Source organism: Shewanella youngdeokensis, from assembly GCF_033180165.1.
In the GTDB taxonomy this organism is placed as follows: domain Bacteria; phylum Pseudomonadota; class Gammaproteobacteria; order Enterobacterales; family Shewanellaceae; genus Shewanella; species Shewanella youngdeokensis.
Window position 1 is genome coordinate 1,121,147 of sequence record NZ_CP136522.1, and the last position, 20,369, is coordinate 1,141,515.

16 protein-coding genes are annotated in these 20,369 nt (G+C 42.6%); 13 read left to right on the plus strand and 3 right to left on the minus strand.

The features are described from left to right. Positions 1-77: 77 nt before the first annotated feature. Entirely contained in the window at positions 78-680 is a 603-nt protein-coding gene (locus tag RGE70_RS04765; RefSeq protein ID WP_310470398.1) for a YjaG family protein, read from the minus strand. After that, positions 670-3,486: a two-component sensor histidine kinase BarA gene (gene barA, locus RGE70_RS04770; RefSeq protein ID WP_310470399.1), complete on the minus strand. Its 2,817-nt coding sequence runs from the start codon at positions 3,484-3,486 to the stop codon at positions 670-672. Before barA ends, RGE70_RS04765 begins: the two co-directional genes overlap by 11 nt. 96 nt (positions 3,487-3,582) lie before the next feature. On the opposite strand from barA, the gene rlmD reads away from it, so the two are divergent. The 13 genes from rlmD (at position 3,583) to rpoS (ending at position 17,446) form a co-directional block, all read left to right on the plus strand. Then, positions 3,583-4,920: a 23S rRNA (uracil(1939)-C(5))-methyltransferase RlmD gene (gene rlmD, locus RGE70_RS04775; RefSeq protein ID WP_310470400.1), complete on the plus strand. Its 1,338-nt coding sequence runs from the start codon at positions 3,583-3,585 to the stop codon at positions 4,918-4,920. Between the two features lie 135 nt (positions 4,921-5,055). Further along, on the plus strand, positions 5,056-7,263 hold the full coding sequence (gene relA, locus RGE70_RS04780; RefSeq protein WP_310470401.1) for a GTP diphosphokinase: 2,208 nt from the start codon (positions 5,056-5,058) through the stop codon (positions 7,261-7,263). 24 nt (positions 7,264-7,287) lie between these two features. Beyond that, entirely contained in the window at positions 7,288-8,091 is an 804-nt protein-coding gene (gene mazG, locus RGE70_RS04785) for a nucleoside triphosphate pyrophosphohydrolase (RefSeq protein ID WP_310470402.1), read from the plus strand. Positions 8,092-8,207: 116 nt separating this feature from the next. Next, on the plus strand, positions 8,208-9,845 hold the full coding sequence (gene pyrG, locus RGE70_RS04790; RefSeq protein ID WP_310470403.1) for a CTP synthase: 1,638 nt from the start codon (positions 8,208-8,210) through the stop codon (positions 9,843-9,845). Positions 9,846-9,962: 117 nt separating this feature from the next. After that, positions 9,963-11,258: a phosphopyruvate hydratase gene (eno, locus tag RGE70_RS04795; protein WP_310470404.1), complete on the plus strand. Its 1,296-nt coding sequence runs from the start codon at positions 9,963-9,965 to the stop codon at positions 11,256-11,258. Between the two features lie 88 nt (positions 11,259-11,346). Further along, on the plus strand, positions 11,347-11,643 hold the full coding sequence (gene ftsB / locus RGE70_RS04800) for a cell division protein FtsB (RefSeq protein ID WP_310472919.1): 297 nt from the start codon (positions 11,347-11,349) through the stop codon (positions 11,641-11,643). A gap of 34 nt (positions 11,644-11,677) precedes the next feature. Further along, positions 11,678-12,379 (plus strand): 2-C-methyl-D-erythritol 4-phosphate cytidylyltransferase, encoded by a 702-nt coding sequence (gene ispD, locus RGE70_RS04805; protein WP_310470405.1) that lies wholly within the window; start codon positions 11,678-11,680, stop codon positions 12,377-12,379. 37 nt (positions 12,380-12,416) lie between these two features. Beyond that, the gene (ispF, locus tag RGE70_RS04810) at positions 12,417-12,896 is read left to right on the plus strand and encodes a 2-C-methyl-D-erythritol 2,4-cyclodiphosphate synthase (RefSeq protein WP_310470406.1); all 480 of its coding nucleotides are present in this window, start codon (positions 12,417-12,419) and stop codon (positions 12,894-12,896) included. A gap of 15 nt (positions 12,897-12,911) precedes the next feature. Then, complete coding sequence (gene truD / locus RGE70_RS04815; protein ID WP_310470407.1) at positions 12,912-13,979, plus strand: tRNA pseudouridine(13) synthase TruD; 1,068 nt, start codon at positions 12,912-12,914, stop codon at positions 13,977-13,979. Then, entirely contained in the window at positions 13,976-14,725 is a 750-nt protein-coding gene (surE, locus tag RGE70_RS04820) for a 5'/3'-nucleotidase SurE (protein WP_310470408.1), read from the plus strand. The genes truD and surE overlap by 4 nt, the downstream gene beginning before the upstream one ends. A 77-nt stretch (positions 14,726-14,802) precedes the next feature. After that, entirely contained in the window at positions 14,803-15,438 is a 636-nt protein-coding gene (locus RGE70_RS04825; RefSeq protein WP_310470409.1) for a protein-L-isoaspartate(D-aspartate) O-methyltransferase, read from the plus strand. A gap of 64 nt (positions 15,439-15,502) precedes the next feature. Continuing rightward, entirely contained in the window at positions 15,503-16,402 is a 900-nt protein-coding gene (locus RGE70_RS04830; protein WP_310470410.1) for a peptidoglycan DD-metalloendopeptidase family protein, read from the plus strand. Positions 16,403-16,480: 78 nt separating this feature from the next. Further along, entirely contained in the window at positions 16,481-17,446 is a 966-nt protein-coding gene (rpoS, locus tag RGE70_RS04835; protein WP_310470411.1) for an RNA polymerase sigma factor RpoS, read from the plus strand. Between the two features lie 70 nt (positions 17,447-17,516). Here the strand turns inward: rpoS and mutS are convergent, their stop codons facing one another. Then, a complete protein-coding gene (gene mutS, locus RGE70_RS04840) occupies positions 17,517-20,099 on the minus strand; it encodes a DNA mismatch repair protein MutS (RefSeq protein ID WP_310470412.1) in 2,583 nt (860 codons plus the stop codon). Positions 20,100-20,369: the final 270 nt, after the last annotated feature.

Here is a 20,369-nt window from a genome sequence, read left to right on the forward strand (position 1 = left end):
AGTTGTAATGAAGAGCTATGTGATTGCATATAGTAAAAACCGCCTAGTGAGGCGGCTTTTATTAACAAGTATCGGATTTATGCAGCGCTAATACCGATGTTTGATATGCCTACCGCGACAATTTCGCGTCGTAACTCTTTAACAAAGTCTGCTTTAAGGTATGGGTTTTCTTCAATGGCTTGTAGCAGCGCTGATTGCATCTCTTTTTCTTCAACCATGACTTCATGCTGGAAAATGTAGTCATCTAACTCGGATTCGTTATCAAATTCTTGCTCGCAAGTTGCTTCGATATAATTTGCTACTGTCGCTGATGAAAGCTTACTGATGTTGGTAATGTCTTCCTCAACTTTACTTTCTAGTGCGCTGAGTAATGAAGTTAGCGCGACGGCTGCATCCATTGCTGGATAAACACCATACATGTCAAAGTTGGCAGGCTCTGGCGTGTTTTCTTCAATACGTTCCATTTGGAGTTCAATATTCAACTTTAACTTGTTGTCGTACATTGACTGCCAAAGTAAGTTGAGAAGTGTATCGAGCACTTTTGGATTGCCAAACTCACACACTTCAGAAAAAAGCTGATAATTGGGCAGCATGCGCTGACATAGTGCAATTGCAAATAGTTTTTTTTGCGGTAGCGTTAGTCTTTTGAGGCGTTGAAAAAAACCCGGTTTATTTGTCATCTTTTACATCCACTGATAGCTGGGTGATCACTTGATTAGCGGCAGATTCTACCTTAGTTAACTCGTCAAGTAACTCAAGGATTTCAGGTTCTATATCTTCCACTGCAATACCTTTCTTTAACCCTGACTCAATTTGTTGGCAAAGTTGCTGCGTTGTCGGTACGCCGCAGTAACAGCTTGCACCGTGCAATTTGTGTATATGGGTCAACATGCTGGGCTGATCAAAGCGAGTTAGTGCGCTATTAACCTCTGCTACCGTCTCTGGTAATGACTTCAGTAGCATCTTTAACATGTCGAGTGCAAGATCAGGTTTATTGTTGGCTTGGGTTAAGCATAGCTCCCAGTTAAGGGTGCGTTGGTCAAAATGGGTAAACTTAGGTTTATTTTTCCATTTTTTGATAACAGCTTTAAGTGCTGCCTCATCAATAGGTTTAGGTAGGTAGCCGTCCATACCACTGGCAGATATTCGCTCACGCTCTTCGGCAATAGCGTGGGCGGTCACTGCGATAATGGGAGTGTTTCGGTTCGCCGAGTTTTGTCTAATAAGTTTTGTTGCGCTAAGGCCATCAGTGCCTGGCATTTGAATGTCCATGAAAATTAGGTCAAAGCTACGTTGTTTTGCAATTTGCACGGCGGCGTCGCCATTGTCGACTACGTGTACTTGGCTAACTAGCTCTTTGAGTAGAGTATCAATGAGCTTTAAGTTCGCAGGGTTGTCATCTACAGCTAGTACCTTGAGGTTTTCCTTGGCTGCCGGGCTAGGTGAAGGCTCAAGTAAAGGGCTTGGTTTATATGCAGCTGCACTGACCGATGACTGTGGGTCAATCAAGCTGTCAGAAAGGCGCTTTTCACCGATCGGCATGGTCAATTGCTTATCAAAGTATGGGCGGGCGATTGTTAGCGCTCGTTCACTATCAACGCTGTTACTGACTAGCATAAGGTAATTGACTTTAGATTTAGTCAGCTTAAGTAACGCCAACGAATCGTCTGCGCAGCACATGGCTTTAAAGCTTAAGAGGCCATAGTCAAAGAGGTTGCTAGTGTTAGAGACTAGTTCATCAAGCTCGGCAATAGTGGTGACATGGGTAACTTCTAACCCCCATCTTACTAGCATGCGATCAATGGCTTGTCGCGATAAAACACTAGGTTCAAACAGTAAAATACTTTTATGCTTCAGTGTGCCAATTGGCAAAGTATCGCTAATTGGGTACTGGCTTAGATTCAGCGGTAAAGAAAACCAGAAGGTTGAACCTTGCTGCGGCTCAGAGCTGCAACCTATCTGGCCTCCCATTCGGTTGACTAGGCGCTTGGTGATCACTAATCCAAGCCCGGTACCACCAAAGCGGCGAGAGATGGATGAGTCTGCTTGGCCAAAAGCTTGGAATAAAGTGGCGAGCTTATCGGCATCAATACCTATTCCGGTATCAATAACTTCGGTGCGAATATACACCTTTCCATTAGTGAGTTCTTCAAGCTGTAATTTGAGCTGCACGCTACCGCTATCGGTAAATTTAATCGCATTGCCAAGTAAATTAGTTAAAATTTGGCTAAAACGCATGGCATCGCCGGTGACATCTTCAGGAATACGTGGGTCTACATCAATCACCAGTTCGATGTCTTTTTCATTGGCGCTGCTCGACAACATCGTAATGGTTTCTTCTAACACCTCTCGCAGAGAAAATGGCATGTTTTCTAACACCATTTTTCCGGCTTCTAGTTTAGAGAAATCTAGGATGTCGTTAATAATACTAAGCAAGTTGACTGCGCTACGTTCAATGGTTCGAATATATTCTTGCTGGCTTGAATGTAGAGGTGTTTTCAATAATTGTTTAGCAAAACCGATGACCCCATTTAGTGGGGTGCGTAATTCGTGCGACATGTTGGCTAAGAATTCAGACTTAATGCGACTGGCCTCAAGCGCGCGTTTTTTTGCCATGTCTAATTCAACGTTTTGGATTTCAATTTGCTCTAAGGTTTCGCGTAAGTCTGACGTCGCTTGATCAATATTTTGTTGCATCTCTTCATGGTACTCAGACAGTGAGCCAGCCATGGCGTTAATACCACGTTTGAGCAAGTCAAGTTCACCAATGAGGTTGCCGGTTAAGCGAGTGTCGAGCTTTCCTTCACGAATTTTTGCTACAACCCTTACCATTTCTGTAATCGGTTGAGTGACATTTTTAACCAATCGAAAGGTAAAGAATAAATTCAGCTGCACCCCAATTAACACTATGATAAATGCGGCCACAGCGGCACGGTGCTGCTCGAGTAAGGCATTTTCTTTATTGATTAATATCGCGATATAACCGAGTTTTATCGGTGTAACAGTGACAACCTTGTCGTTTTCATCAAACTCATCAAAAGGTTCTGTCGCATTATTTTGAAAAATTGGGCTACGTAATATCATGCTGTCGCCAATGTGCTCAAGCTTAGTTCTAAGCATCGACTCTAATGGTTTGTCATAACGCATGACTTCATGATTTTTATAATGATGTGAGGTGACTACCACGCGATTATTGACATCAAAGATGGCAATAAACTGGACTAAAGAGGCTTTATTCAATTGGGCTGAGGTAATTAAACGCTTGGTGGTTTCAAAATCCTTACTCTCTAAGCCCACTTCGGCGGCAATCGCAAGGGGCTCAATGATATTACTTGCTTGGTCAATGAGCGTTTGTTCAAGTTCATAAAATCTATTTATGGTAAAATAGCTTCCCAATAAAATACCCACTAAAATAGTTGGGGCTAACGCCAATACTAGTACCCAAGAACGCAAGCTGTATTTGGTCATATTGTTGGCTTCTTTCATGAGTTAACGCGTTACCAATAAATATAGTGTAAGTATTCGATAGACTGCCAGTAACAGCTTGTGTTGGCCAGTATTTTTATCTATTTCGAGAGTAAAATGGCACAATTTTTTAAAGCAAAACCAAATAGTTCTAAACAATTATCATCTAAATTGTCTTTAACTGTGAATAGGCTCGATCATCTAGGTGCAGGTATTGCTGAGCATCAAGGCAAAGTGGTATTTATTAACGGCGCGTTACCGGGTGAAACGGTGCAAGTGCAGTTAACCGAGCAGAAAAAGAAATTTTCAAAAGCAAAGCTGCTAAAGGTAGAAAACCCATCAAGCCAACGTGTTGCGCCTATATGCCCACATTACGCTAAATGTGGTGGTTGTGATTTACAGCATCTCGACATTAACGCGCAGCGCCAACATAAAGCTAAAGCCTTAAATGAACTGGTGGCTAAGTTTGCTCAAACCCAGGCGAGTGAAGTCGCCGATGCAATTAGTGACTCACCATGGCATTACCGCCGTCGTGCGCGGTTAGCAACTTGGTTCGATAAAAAAACTAAACATATTAGCTTAGGCTTTAGAGCAAATAGCAGTAGTGATGTGGTTGAAATTCAGTCCTGTGCTGTATTAGCTGAACCATTATCAGCATTAATCCCAGATCTTGCGTATGTGCTCAACCAACTTAGTGGTAAAAAATCGTTAGGGCATGTTGAGCTAACACAGGCCGATAATGGGGTTTTTGTGGTACTGAGAGTGACAAAAGCATTGTCTGATAAAGATCGCGACCGGTTAGCTGAGTTTGGTAAAAATCATTTGTTAAGCGTTGTATTGCAAGATGATGATGCGCAAAGCGAATACTTAAGTGGTGTTGGTGAGCAACCTCATTATGGATTTAGTGGCCACGATGCTCAGTTGAGCTTTTCGGCGGGAAACTTTATTCAAGTTAATGGGGCAGTAAACCAAGCAATGGTTCAGCAAGCGGTAGACTGGCTTTCACCTCAAGCTAATGAGCGAGTGCTGGACCTTTTTTGCGGTATTGGTAACTTTAGTTTGCCATTAGCACAAAGTGGCGCTGAAGTAATTGGAGTTGAAGGTGTGCCGGCTATGGTTGAACAGGCCACGATTAACGCTGCACAAAGCGGTTTAGATAAAGTGTCATTTTTCCATGCTGATTTGAGCGCTGACTTATCGCAACAGCCTTGGTTAGGCAAGGTCGACAAAATGTTGATTGACCCCGCAAGAGCTGGCGCGTATGAAAGTATGATGTCACTGAAAAAACTCAAACCTAAAGCGCTGGTTTACGTGTCATGTAATCCTGCCAGTTTAGCCCGTGATAGTGAGCTAATTTTAAAACAAGGCTACAGACTTACAAAGATTGCGCTGGTGGATATGTTTCCACAAACACATCACTTAGAGTCAATGGCGTTATTTGAGTTAACTAAATAGATAACTCAAATGTCGATTGTGCGAGTTTGTTCATTGACAATATATCTTGAATGTTCAAGATAGAAGACGTGATTTTAAACGGTTTGGATTGCGTTTTGGTTAAATCCACCACGGGATGTAAAGGAATAATAAACGATGGTATCAGTTCGCGAAGCACATTTTAGCGACCCTCACTTTCAACTTGATGAGTGGGTGACGCGTTATATTAGTGAATCGAGCGAAGCCGAAACGCTTTTGGCCTTAATCGAGCAGGTAGAACTGTTAATTGGGCAAAAGAAGGAAGAGAACGTCTCTGTGCTTAAACGCGCGCGTGAGATGATAGAGATCCTGGCACCATTGAATATGGATATAGAAACCTTACAGGCCGCAATTTTGTTTGTGGTATTTGATGCTAAATTAATTAGCCTCGAAGATATCCAAGAACGCTTCGGTAGCAAATTAGAAATCTTAGTGTCGAGTGTTGAAACCATGAATGCCATCGGGGCGTTGAAGGTGGGTGAACATACTCGCAATGGCGAACCTCAAATCGATAATATACGTAAAATGTTATTGGCGATGGTTGAAGATGTACGTGCAGTGGTCATTAAACTGGCAGAGCGTATTTGTTTGCTACGTGAAATTAAAAGCGCCGATGAAGACGTAAAAGTGTTAATTGCGCGAGAAATTGCCGATATCTATGCACCGTTAGCTAACCGTCTCGGAATTGGGCAGCTAAAATGGGAGCTTGAAGATATCTCTTTTCGCTACCTGCACCCACAAACTTACAAAGACATTGCTAAACAATTAGATGGCAAGCGTATTGATAGAGAAACCTTTATCGATAACTTTGTCAGTCAGTTGCAAGCTCGCTTAGATAAAGATGATATTCGTGCCAAGGTTTATGGTCGACCAAAGCATATCTACAGTATTTGGAAGAAAATGAATGGCAAACACCTCAAATTTGATGAGTTGTTTGACGTAAGAGCGGTCAGAATTGTCACTGACAGACTGCAAGATTGCTATGGTGCTCTGGGGGTTGTCCATACCCTTTGGCATCACATTCCACGAGAGTTTGACGACTATGTCGCCAACCCTAAACCTAACGGTTATCAGTCAATTCATACCATTGTTGTTGGCCCTGAAGGCAAAACTGTCGAGATCCAAATTCGTACCGAACAGATGCATGAAGATGCAGAGCTTGGCGTGGCTGCCCATTGGAAATATAAAGAGGGAACCACGGGCGGCAAGCAAAGCGGTTATGAAGAGAAAATTAACTGGTTGCGTAAAATTTTACAGTGGCAAGAAGATGTAGCCGAGAGCGGCAACTTAGTAGAAGAGGTTCGCAGCCAAGTATTTGAAGACCGCGTTTATGTGTTCACTCCTAGTGGCGAGGTTGTTGATCTGCCGCAAGGCTCAACAGTATTGGATTTTGCGTATTATATTCACTCTCACGTGGGTCATAAATGTATTGGTGCCAAAGTCGACGGCCGTATCGTGCAGTTTACTTACCAGGTAGAAACGGGGCAGCGTATTGAAATTATCACCTCGAATAATCCAAACCCCAAAAGAGACTGGCTCAACCCTAATTTAGGTTACATTAAAACCTCGCGAGCCCGCTCAAAAATTCAACATTGGTTTAAGCAGCAAGACCGAGATAAAAATATTATTGCCGGACGTGAAATGCTTGAAACCGAACTGGCTCGCGGTAATTTAAAAATAAAAGACGCGCAATCGGCAGTAGAACGCTTCAATATGGTGAGTATGGATGACTTACTCGCTGGGATCGGCGGCGGTGACGTTCGGTTAAATCAGGTTGTTAATCACGTGCAAAGTAAGCTGCGCACGAATGAATTGTCAGATGAAGAAGTTCTAGAAGACCTTGTTAAAAAGAGTCACAGTAAACCAGTTAAAAAAGGCGCAGGGCAAGTAGAAGTAAACGGTGTGGGCAATTTAATGAGCCATATTGCTAAATGTTGCCAACCAGTGCCAGGTGATGAAATATTCGGTTTTATTACCAAAGGTCGGGGTATTTCGGTCCATAGGGCTGATTGTGATCAGGTAAAAGAGCTGATCCGAGTGCATCCAGAGCGCTCAGTCGACGTGGTTTGGGGAGAGAATTACTCAGGCGGATATAAAATTAGGTTGCGAGTGATTGCAAATGACCGCTCTGGGTTACTGAGAGACTTAACATCGGTGTTGGCCGCTGAAAAATCTAATGTATTGTCAATGAGTTCATCATCAGATGTTAAAACACAAACTGCCACAATTGAGCTAGAGTTGGAATTATACAACCTTGATGGCTTAGCAAGGGTGGTCGCAAAGTTGTCGCAGGTAGACGGCGTTAGCGAAGCTCGTCGAGTGTAAGTTGATTGTCACTAGGAAAGCATTATGACGCCATCGACAGGTAACATGCAGCCGTTGCTCACTATTATGCAGAGGCTGCGAGACCCAAAATCAGGTTGTGACTGGGATAAAGCACAAACGTTTCAATCCATAGTTCCTTTTACGCTAGAAGAAGCTTATGAAGTGGCTGACACGATTGAACGCCTTGCACTTGATGAGTTACCAGATGAACTAGGGGATCTGTTATTTCAAGTCGTGTTTTATTGCCAATTAGCAAAAGAGCAGGGCATGTTTGACTTTGATACTGTAGTAGAGCGTATTTGCACTAAGTTAACTCGGCGACACCCACATGTTTTTACTGAACTGAAAAACAGCAGTACCGCTACAATCAAACAAAACTGGGAAAACATCAAAGCTCAAGAGCGCATAAGCCGAGAGCAGCACTCAGTATTAGATGACATCCCACTCAGCTTACCTGCACTGTCGCGTTCGATGAAAATCCAAAAAAGAGTTGCACGAGTAGGTTTCGACTGGGATGAATTACCTCCTGTTGTTGCTAAAATTAATGAAGAGATTGATGAAGTGCTTTTTGAAGTCTCACAGCAAAAAATTGACCAAGATAAAGTGACGGATGAAATGGGAGATTTGTTATTTGCCGTAGTTAATTTTGCCCGCCATTTAGGGGTTGAGCCCGAACAAGCCTTAAGGCAGGCAAATCAAAAGTTTGAACGACGTTTTCGCGGGGTTGAAGACTGTGTGCAACAAGATGGTAGGACGTTTGATGAGCACTCTTTAACCGAGTTAGATGGGTACTGGGATCGGGTAAAACGGGGTGAGAAAAATAAATAAACTTAATTTAAAGCTAATTCTAGTTTGTCGAAACGGCGTTGCTTTGGTATAATATTGCCCCGTCCTAGTGCTTTCTTACAAGCACGTATTTGCAACTCATAAATCTCAGGTTCAGCATGACTACAAGGTATATCTTCGTTACTGGTGGCGTTGTTTCATCACTAGGTAAAGGCATTGCTGCAGCATCGTTAGCTGCAATTTTAGAGGCCCGTGGCCTAAATGTAACTATTATGAAGCTGGATCCATACATTAACGTTGATCCAGGTACCATGAGCCCAACACAGCACGGTGAAGTGTTTGTGACAGAAGACGGAGCTGAAACCGATCTTGATTTAGGTCATTACGAGCGCTTTATTCGTACCAAAATGAATCGTCGTAATAACTTTACCACTGGCCGTATTTACGAAGAAGTTTTGCGTAAAGAACGTCGTGGCGATTATTTGGGCGCGACCATTCAGGTTATCCCACATATCACTAACGCAATTAAAGAAAAAGTAATTGCTGGCGGCGAAGGTCATGATGTGGCCATTGTTGAAATTGGCGGTACGGTAGGTGATATTGAATCACTGCCTTTCTTAGAGTCTATTCGTCAGTTAGGTGTTGAACTTGGCCGCGAAAGAACACTCTTTATGCATCTTACATTAGTGCCTTTCTTAGGTGCTGCTGGCGAAGTTAAAACCAAACCAACACAGCATTCAGTTAAAGAATTGCGCTCAATTGGTATTGCGCCTGACGTGTTAGTATGTCGTGGTGACCGTGCTGTTCCTGCTAATGAAAAAGCGAAAATTTCATTATTCTGTAACGTAGAAGAGCGCGCTGTTATTTCACTTAAAGATGTTGATAGCATTTATAAAATACCTGCTTTGCTTAAAGCCCAAGGTCTTGACCAATTAGTAACTAAGCGTTTCGGCATCGAATGTCCAGAAGCTGACCTGCACGAATGGGAAAATGTGATTTACCAAGAAGCCAACCCAACAAGTGAAGTCACTATTGGTATGGTTGGTAAGTACATTGAACTACCTGATGCATACAAATCAGTGAACGAAGCGTTAAAGCATGCGGGTCTGTTTAATCGTGTTTCTGTTAACATCAAATACATTGACTCGCAAAACGTAGAAGCGAAAGGCGATGAAGTACTAGATGGTCTTGATGGTATTTTGATTCCTGGTGGGTTTGGTGAGCGTGGCGTAGAAGGTAAAATCATGGCGGCTAAGTACGCCCGTGAAAACAACCTTCCATACTTTGGTATCTGTTTAGGTATGCAAGTTGCGTTAATTGAGTTTGCCCGTAATGTTGCAGGTCTTGAAGCTGCACATTCAACCGAATTCAATAAAGAAACGCCGCACCCTGTAGTTGGTTTGATTACTGAGTGGATTAACAAAGAAGGCCAAGTCGAAGAGCGTCATGAAGAGTCTGACTTAGGCGGTACAATGCGCTTAGGAGCTCAACTTTGTCACCTTGAAGAAGGGACGAAAGCTGCTGCTGCTTATAAAGCGGTTAGCTGTGTTGAGCGTCATCGTCATCGTTATGAAGTAAACAACAATTATAAAGATTGTCTCGAAAAAGCCGGGCTTATTTTCAGTGGCCTTTCTTCAGACCGTCAATTAGTCGAAATGATTGAACTACCAAACCATCCTTGGTTTGTCGCCGGTCAGTTCCACCCTGAGTTCACATCGACTCCTCGTGATGGTCAGCCATTATTCGAAGGTTTCGTTGCTGCAGCCTCCGCGTATCAGAAACGTGACTTAGGCTAAACAGAATATATACCGCTCCCCTTATCAGGGAGCGGTTTTTTTTTGTCAGATGAGTTTAGGCTTTCAGGATTTCTTTTTTATATAAATTTTCTCTTTCAAACTTAAATCGAGGGCATTATGGCTAAGATTATTAATATTATCGGTCGCGAAATCATGGATTCTCGCGGTAACCCAACTGTTGAAGCTGAAGTTCATTTAGAAGGCGGATTCATGGGGATGGCTGCAGCACCATCAGGTGCATCTACGGGTAGTCGTGAAGCTCTTGAGTTGCGTGATGGCGATAAATCTCGCTACATGGGTAAAGGTGTTTTAGCTGCAGTGGCAAACATTAATGGTCTTATTAAAGAAGCGTTATTAGGCCAAGATGCAACAGCACAAACAACGATTGATCAAATTATGATTGACGTTGATGGTACAGAGAATAAAGATAAACTAGGCGCTAATGCGATTCTTGCTGTTTCTTTGGCTGCGGCTAAAGCAGCTGCCGCATTTAAAGGAATGCCTTTATATGCGCACATTGCGGAATTGAACGGAACTGCTGGTCAGTACTCAATGCCTGTTCCTATGATGAATATCTTGAACGGTGGTGAACACGCTGATAACAACGTTGATATTCAAGAATTTATGGTTCAACCTGTTGGTGCTAAGACTTTCCGTGAAGCATTACGAATGGGAGCTGAAATCTTCCACAACCTAAAAAGTGTACTTAAAGCAAAAGGCTTGAGCACTTCTGTTGGTGATGAAGGCGGGTTTGCACCAGATTTAGCCTCTAACGCTGATGCACTGGCTGTTATTAAAGTTGCAGTTGAAAACGCAGGTTACACGCTAGGAAAAGATGTAACACTCGCACTTGATTGTGCCGCATCTGAATTTTATAAAAATGGCCAATATGATTTAGCCGGTGAAGGAAAAGTATTCACTGCAAATGGTTTTTCTGATTTTCTTAAGACGCTTACCGAGCAGTACCCTATTGCATCAATTGAAGATGGCTTAGACGAATCAGATTGGGATGGCTGGGCTTACCAAACGCAAATTATGGGTGATAAGATCCAATTAGTTGGTGACGATTTATTCGTAACCAATACTAAAATCTTAAAGCGTGGTATTGACAACAACATCGCAAACTCAATTCTGATTAAGTTCAACCAAATCGGTTCACTTACTGAAACATTAGCGGCAATTCGCATGGCCAAAGAAGCTGGCTATACTGTTGTTATTTCTCATCGTAGCGGTGAAACTGAAGATTCAACAATTGCTGATCTTGCTGTTGCAACTTCAGCTGGTCAAATCAAAACGGGTTCACTATGTCGTAGTGACCGTGTTGCTAAGTACAATCAATTACTACGTATTGAAGAGCAACTTGGCGAAAAGGCACCTTATAACGGTTTAAGCGAGATTAAAGGTCAAGCATAATTTGTTATAAACGGTAAAAGGCCACCACTTGGTGGCCTTTTTTGTTGTAGTATCTAATTATTCTTTCCAAATTTTTCTATTTAGCATAATGAAACGCCTTCTTCTTGCCCTCATAGCACTACTTGTCGTACTTCAATATCGCCTTTGGTTCGGTGATAAGAGTTTTGCCGACTCGATTCACCTTCAAGAACAAATTAAGCAACAACAAGATAGTAATGCTCATTTAGTGGCTAGAAACCAAGTCTTAAGAGAAGAGATAAATGACCTTCGTAGCGGTACAGAAGCGCTTGAAGAGCGTGCTCGAAATGAGCTTGGGATGGTCAAAGAAGGGGAGACTTTTTTTCGTGTTGTTGGTGGTAACCGCCTTTCAAAACATGATAATTAATGCCTAATTATAAGCTTCTAAGTGGAATTTCTTAATGAGTCAATCGACTAAACAGGTCATTGCCGTGGTACCGGCTGCTGGAATAGGTAGCCGCATGGGGGCTGAACGGCCAAAACAATATTTACAACTTAATGAGCAATGCATTCTCGGACATACTTTAGACTGCTTATTGACTCATCCACAAATATCAACAGTGATTGTTGCGTTAAACCCAAGTGATGAATATTTTGCTCAGCTGCCACAGGCGTCAAACGCTAAATTAGTCACTGTAATTGGCGGGGGAGAGCGAGCTGATTCTGTACTGGCAGCACTTAAACTTGCTGATGAACACAGTTGGGTACTAGTGCATGATGCCGCAAGGCCATGCTTAAGCCACCACGATATCGACAAGCTCATTGCGTCAGATTCAATGTTCCCTCAAGGGGCGATATTGGGATCGCCAGTACGGGATACCATGAAACGTACTGAGGTCAACGGCGAAATTAGTGACACGGTTTGCCGGGAACAACTTTGGCATGCGCTCACACCACAATACTTTCCTGTTAGGGAGTTGAAAAACAATTTGTCTGCTGCCTTAGTTGAAGGCGCATTGATTACCGATGAAGCTTCTGCAATGCAATGGGCAGGTATCAAGCCTGGTATTGTCAGAGGTCGTGCTGACAATATTAAAGTTACCCACCCAGATGACCTACAGTTAGCGTCACTATTTTTAGATAATTTAAATCGTCAAGTTTAGCGGTCAGCAAGTTTTAGGTTTGCTACGAGGAATAAAAATGAAAATTAGAATTGGTCATGGATTTGATGTACATAAATTTGGCGGTGAAGCTCCACTAATCCTCGGTGGTGTCGAAGTGCCTTATCAGAATGGGCTTATTGCTCATTCCGACGGTGATGTTGTTCTACACGCTATTTCGGACGCTGTTTTAGGCGCTATGGCTTTAGGTGACATTGGCAAGCATTTCCCTGATACAGATGCTGAATTTAAAGGCGCTGATAGCCGAGTTCTTTTGAGGCACTGTTATAAGTTGGCGTTAGATAAAGGTTTTGCTCTGTCAAATCTGGATGTCACCATCATTGCACAAGCACCAAAAATGGCGCCACACATTGAACAGATCCGAAGTACTTTAGCTACAGACTTACAAGCTGACATTGATGATATTAATGTTAAAGCAACCACGACGGAAAAGCTTGGCTTTACCGGCAGAAAAGAAGGTATTGCAGTGGAAGCTGTTGTACTAATGACCAAGATTTAAAGAGAGTTGACCAAAATGAGCGAGCTTCATTATTTATACGGTAAGCCAAGTGCTAAAGCAGATCTTCGCACACATAATAGTGACTTTCTAGTACAAGAAATACTGCCGTTTACTCCAACTGGAGAGGGCGAACACCATCTATTACATATCAGAAAAGATGGCCTCAACACCGTAGAAGTTGCCAAAATGCTGTCGAGCTTTGCTCATGTTCACCCTAAAGAGGTGACATACGCGGGGCAAAAAGATAAACATGCTGTAACGGAACAGTGGTTTGGGGTACGGATCCCAGGTAAAGAAACTCCTGACTGGCAACAGCTTAATAGTGAGAAAATTACGTTACTGTCAGCGTCGCGACATGGGAAAAAGCTTCGAATAGGGGCACTCGCTGGTAACCGATTTACTTTGGTGTTGCGTAATGTCTCAGAGGTAGAAGATGTCGTCGCTCGATTGGAGCAAATATCGTTACATGGTGTGCCGAATTACTATGGTGAGCAACGCTTTGGACATGATGGAAAAAATATAATTTTTGGTCGGCAGATGTTCACTGGGCGAAAAGTAAAAGATAGAAATAAACGGAGTATGTATTTATCTGCAGTTCGCTCAAATTTGTTCAACATTGTGAGTTCTGCAAGATTGGCGGCGCATGGAGCGGCAACCCTGAACGGCGATTGTGTAATGTTGGCAGGCAGTAAAAGTTACTTCACTGCTACACAGTGGGATGACACTTTGTTGGAAAGGCTCGCGCAGAAAGATATTCAACTGTCAGCACCTTTGTGGGGACGCGGTGCTGCATTAGCTCAAGACGATGCTGCCTTGGTAGAATCAGCGGCATTAGCTGAATTAGCTATCGACAGAGAAGGGTTAGAGCAAGCTGGCCTAAACCAAGAAAGGCGAACACTACTACTTGAGCCACAACATTTACAATATCAGGTTGAAGAAGATACCATTACAGTTAAATTTGCATTACCATCAGGCTCTTATGCTACGTCAGTGTTACGTGAACTAGTTGACTACCAAGATGTGCAAGAGTTAGCAAGAAAGCAAATGTTGGCCGCACAACAGGAACACAATGCCAAGCCATGAGAATATTAATTAGTAATGACGACGGTGTGAATGCTGAAGGGATTGTGGCGTTAACCAATTCGCTTCAGCAAATTGCGGAAACGATGACGGTAGGGCCAGATCGAAACTGTTCAGGTGCGAGTAACTCCTTAACCTTGACGAACCCGCTGCGACTCAATAAGTTAGACAACGGTTTTGTATCAGTGAGCGGTACGCCAACAGATTGTGTTCATTTAGCAATTAGAGAGCTTTACACTGATGAGCCAGACATGGTGGTCTCAGGTATCAATGCTGGGGCTAATATGGGAGATGATACGCTGTACTCTGGCACTGTTGCTGCAGCAATGGAGGGGCGTTTCCTTGGTTTGCCTGCTATTGCCATCTCATTGGCTGGCTCAAAACTAGAACATTACAACACAGCCGCCCATTTTGCGGTTAAGGTCATTAAAGGGTTACAACAGCAACCGATTGCACAAGACCAGATTCTAAATATTAATGTGCCTGACCTTCCTATCGAAGATGTTAAGGGTATTAGAATAACTCGGCTAGGTGCTAGGCATCGGGCTGAAGGCATGATTAGAACACAAGATCCTTCAGGAAAAGAGATATTTTGGTTAGGGCCGCCGGGCGATAAACAAGATGCAAGTGAAGGAACTGACTTTCATGCGGTCGAGAATGGCTATGTATCGATTACTCCATTGACAGTAGATTTAACCGCGTTTGAGCAGATTGAATCGATGTCTACTTGGTTAGCCAACATTGACTAACTAAGCACCGTGATGGTCTTGGTAAGTAAACAGCCTAGACAGACAACTTAAAATTAATACCTTTGGAACCGATATTTATGAACCGGCTAGCCTCAACATCGGCTTTGAACCTTGCAAGAAGCTTACATGACGCTGGAATAAACGATAGAGCGGTACTAGAGGCTGTGGCTCATACGCCAAGAGAACAGTTTCTAGATGCTGCATTAGGGCATAAAGCTTACGAAAATACAGCTTTACCTATTGGGCAGGGGCAAACGATTTCACAGCCTTATATGGTTGCTAGAATGACTGAGATCTTACTGCAAAGTAAACCTAATAAAGTACTTGAAGTTGGAACTGGCTCTGGGTATCAAGCAGCCATTTTGGCGCAGTTGGTCCCACAGTTATGTACGGTAGAGCGGATTAAAAGTTTGCAGATCCAGGCAAGGCAACGTTTAAAAAGGCTAGCTATACATAACGTAGCTTTTAAATATGGAGATGGCTGGCAAGGTTGGCAGAGTAAAGGCCCTTATGACGCAATTATGGTTACTGCTGCTGCATCAAGTATTCCTACAGCTTTAACTGAGCAACTAGCTGACGGTGGTGTGCTTGTTATCCCTGTAGGTGAAACATCGCAGCAGCTAGTTAAAGTTACACGTATTGGAACAAGATATGTGTCAGAGGCCATTGAAACCGTGCGTTTTGTTCCGTTAATTAATGGTGAACTTGCTTAAGCACCAGGCTTAGGCAGAGCATTCGAGTCACTATGATAGATAACCTCAGAGGTAACCAATTCAAATGAGAATGTTTTGTTGCCTTTTTGCTGTCGTATTTTGTTGCTTAATTGTTGGTTGTAGCTTTAAAGCTGAGCGACCTGCCCCCGTAGAGTCATTAAGCTCAGCAATAAAGCCGACTCATGGTAAAGGTTCAATTACAGCGACTCGCTATAAAGTCAAAGCCGGCGATACGTTATATTCGATCTCTTGGGGAGCTAATAAAGATTATGCGTTAATTGCGCGATTAAATAATCTAAAAAAGCCTTATACCATCTACCCTGGACAAGTTTTGAGTTTATACTCTACACATGAAGTTACAAATAAGAAAACTGCCAATAAAACGTCAAAATACATACCTAGAAAGGTATATTCCGATGCGCAAACTGCTGATAATAAAGATTTAAACTCAGCGGTAAACACCCAAAATACTGCTTCAACGGCGTCAAAAAAACAGCTTGATCATGTAACAATGCCTGCGTATTCTGTGACACAAGGTCAACAAATCAATAACTCGGTTAGCCACTCAAAAGATATTATGCTACCCAAAAATGTCAACCAGTGGAGTTGGCCAGTTAATGGTAAAGTGATTGGTGTATTCTCAGCCAAAGAGCAGGGAAACAAAGGGATAAAGATTGATGGTAGACGTGGCGATGCAATCAAAGCCGCAGCAAGTGGTAGAGTTGTATACGCAGGTAGTGCATTAAGAGGTTATGGTAACTTAGTTATTATTAAGCATAGTGACGATTACTTAAGTGCATATGCTCACGCAGACAAGATCTTAGTCAAAGAAAAGCAAGTGGTTAATGTTGGACAAACCATTGCGAAAATGGGTAACACTGGTTCGAATCGAGTAATGTTACATTTTGAAATTCGTTATCATGGAAAATCAGTAAACCCAATTAAATTTTTGCCTAAAAAATAATTGATTAGGCAGCCATTTTGGCATATCGGAGGATAGTAAAGTGCAGTAGTTAAATGAGAGTAATCCGGGAGATTTATTATGGGAACAACTAACAGCGCCGCATTGGCAATAGAATCAAACAACGTTTCTGATGATACGAAACTTGAGCAAATTACAAAGGCAGCGAAAACCGCAGAGTTAGATCAACAAGTACAAGACGATTTACAAAAAAACCTAGATGCAACTCAGCTGTATCTTGGTGAAATCGGATTTTCCCCCCTTCTCAGCGCAGAAGAAGAAGTGTTTTTTTCACGCAAGTCACTTAGAGGCTGTGGAAAATCACGTAACCGCATGATTGAAAGTAACCTTAGACTCGTCGTAAAAATTGCACGCAGATATAACAACCGTGGTTTAGCACTGCTTGATCTTATTGAAGAAGGTAATTTGGGCCTAATTCGAGCGGTTGAAAAATTTGATCCAGAGCGCGGATTCAGGTTTTCAACCTACGCAACTTGGTGGATAAGACAAACAATCGAACGCGCAATCATGAATCAGACTCGAACAATCAGATTGCCAATCCACGTCGTTAAAGAGCTAAATGTGTATTTACGCACAGCAAGAGAGTTAGCGCACAAACTAGACCATGAGCCTACAGCAGAAGAGATCGCTGAAACGTTAGACTTACCAAGCAGTGATGTGAGTCGTATGCTGAAGTTGAATGAACGAATTACCTCTGTAGATACCCCACTTGGTGGTGAAAGCGACAAAGCATTGTTAGATGTGCTCGCTGATGACGACAATGTTGGTCCGGATTATAAAGTTCAAGACGAAGATATGTCTAAGTCTGTAGTGAAGTGGTTAGGTGAACTTAATACAAAACAAAGAGAAGTGCTAGCGCGCAGATTTGGTTTATTAGGTTATGAGCCGTCAACACTTGAAAACGTGGGTAAAGAAATAGGGTTGACGCGAGAGCGTGTCCGTCAAATTCAAGTTGAAGCGCTAAAACGCCTCAAAGATTTACTTGGTGCACAAGGTTTATCTGTAGAAGCAATTTTTAAAGTTTGAACCAAGAATAAAAAAGTAAAGGCGCCTAGGGGCGCCTTTTTAGTGTCTGCAGTTAATATTTATGACTGCTTTATAATGATATTTTTTTTAAATGATATAGGTAATCAAGTGCTTGCTTAGGTGATAATTCATCTGGGTTGAGCTTTTCAACTGCTTCCGTAACGGGCGATGCTGGTGCGGTTTGGAAGTTAATTGTTTGTTGTGTTAGAGCTTCGCCATTAAGTGATTTTTCATTGGCTTGATCGCGGCTCTCTAACAGGTGTAGCTTTTGCTTTGCAGCGTTAATAACACTGTTAGGCACACCTGCGAGTGCAGCAACTTGCAATCCATAACTTCGACTCGCAGGGCCTTCTTGTACAGCGTGCATAAACACGATGCTATCACCATGTTCCATGGCGTCTAGGTGGACATTCTTAACATTATCCATGAGTTCTGGAAGTTGTGTTAACTCAAAATAATGAGTGGCAAACAAAGTCATTGCATTTAATTTTCTCGCTAAATATTCAGCTGCTGACCATGCTAATGACAAGCCATCATAAGTTGATGTACCACGGCCAATTTCATCCATCAACACTAAACTACTTGGGGTTGCATTATGAAGAATATTTGCAGTTTCAGTCATTTCAACCATAAAGGTAGAACGGCCTGATGCAAGATCATCTGAAGCGCCAATACGAGTGAAAATCCTATCTACTGGACCTATGACTGCGTGTTCTGCTGGAACATAACAACCAATGTGTGCCATTAACGTAATTAATGCTATTTGGCGCATGTAAGTCGATTTACCTCCCATGTTTGGACCGGTAACAATCAGCATTTTACGGCTTTCGTTCAGTGTTACTGGATTGGCAATAAATGGACTTTCGCTGACTTGCTCTACAACGGGGTGACGGCCAGCTTCAATGTGTATTCCTGAGTTGTGGGAGAGTTCTGGACAGGCATAGTTAAGAGTTTCTGCTCGCTCTGCAAAGTTGCATAGTACATCTAATTCTGCTGCAGCTTGAGCAAACTCTTGGAGCTCATGTAATTTCGGAAGAATTAGATCAAACAGCTGTTCCCATAACTGCTTTTCGAGTGCTAGTGCTTTACCTTGGCTTGAAAGAACCTTTTCTTCATGCTCTTTTAACTCTGCAATAATATAACGTTCAGTGTTTTTAAGCGTTTGGCGACGTTGGTAGCTTAATGGAACAAGATCAGATTCGCGACGACTGACTTCAATGTAGTAGCCATGAACGCGGTTGTAGCCGACTTTTAATGTAGAAATGCCAGTCTGTTCCTTTTCGCGAGCCTCTAATTGAGCCAAGTAATCTGTCGCGCCAGCACTTAATACACGCCATTCATCAAGTTCTGCATTATAACCCTCACGAATAACTCCTCCATCACGGATCAGCATCGGAGGATTATCCACAATGGCATTGGATAGTAAGGCTAGCTCTTCAGGGAACTCACCAATAACATGCGATAAATATTGAAGATGTTTAGCCGTGGTTGTTTTGAGCGTTTGTTGTAGTTGTGGCAATAATGCTAAGGCTTGGCGCAATCTCGCGAAATCCCTAGGGCGGGCACTACGTAATGCAATACGAGCAGCGATACGCTCTACGTCACCAATCGCTTTTAGGTCTTCAGCTAAAGTTTGGTATTGTTCCGTTGTAATTAACTCTGCTATTGATGTTTGTCTTGCCGTAATTGTACCGTGATTTCGCAGTGGTTGATGTAACCAGCGCTGAAGCATACGACTACCCATAGCTGTGACTGTATTATCTAACACTGATGCAAGGGTGTTAGTGTGCCCACCTTGTAAGTTTACCGTTAGCTCTAAATTCCGACGAGTCGCAGCATCAAGAACGATACTGTCAACTTGGTTAAATCGAACAATTGAATTTATATGCGGTAATGCTATTCGCTGCGTATCTTTGACATACTGCATTAAGCAGCCTGCAGCTTGCAAAGAAAGTCGAGCGTCTTCCACACCAAAGCCACGAAGATCTTTAGTGCCAAACTGATTCAACAATAAGCGGTGGCAGGTGTCAAAATCAAATTCCCATTCTGGGCGACGCCGTGTGCCATTCATACTTGCAATAAGACTCATCTGTGCGAAGTCTTCACTGTAAAGTAATTCTGCCGGATTTGTTCTTTGCAGTTCAGCCTCTAGCGCTTCTGTATCGGCAAGTTCAGTGATGACAAACCGACCCGATGCGATGTCGAGCGTGGCATAACCATAACCCTTCTTACCTTGATACAAAGCGGCAAGCAAATTATCTTGCCTTTCTTGAAGTAGCGCTTCATCGGTCAGCGTGCCCGGTGTAATGATTCGAACAACTTTGCGCTCTACAGGTCCCTTTGAGGTTGCTGGATCGCCAACTTGCTCACAAAGTGCAACGGATACTCGAAGTTGTACTAACTTAGCTAAATACCCTTCAACCGCGTGGTAAGGAAGACCTGCCATAGGGATTGGATCCCCACCACTTTTGCCCCTCGCAGTTAATGCTATCCCTAATAACTCAGAAGCCAGCTTGGCATCTTCATAGAAAAGTTCGTAAAAGTCGCCCATACGATAAAACAACAACATGTCTGGATGTTGTGCCTTTAGAGTCAAATATTGACGCATCATTGGGGTGTGTTTTTCTAAGTTTTTCGGATCAATTGCAGTCATCGATTAGCTTTGCCTGTACTTTGCTGCGGCGCATAGTGAGCCTTTACATTTATGGATGGCAATATTAGCAATTTTTTGCTCGAAGTAGTGTGGGTATTTGAAAATAAATACCCTAGTTGGCGCAGAGATTGTATCGGTATATATCTATGCTTATGATTTATAGTTGTTTTTAAAAAAAGTATTGCACAGTACTTGATACTGTATGATTGTACAGTATACTAGGTTCATATTAAGGCTCTAAAGTGAATGTTAGCGTAATATCCTAACTAT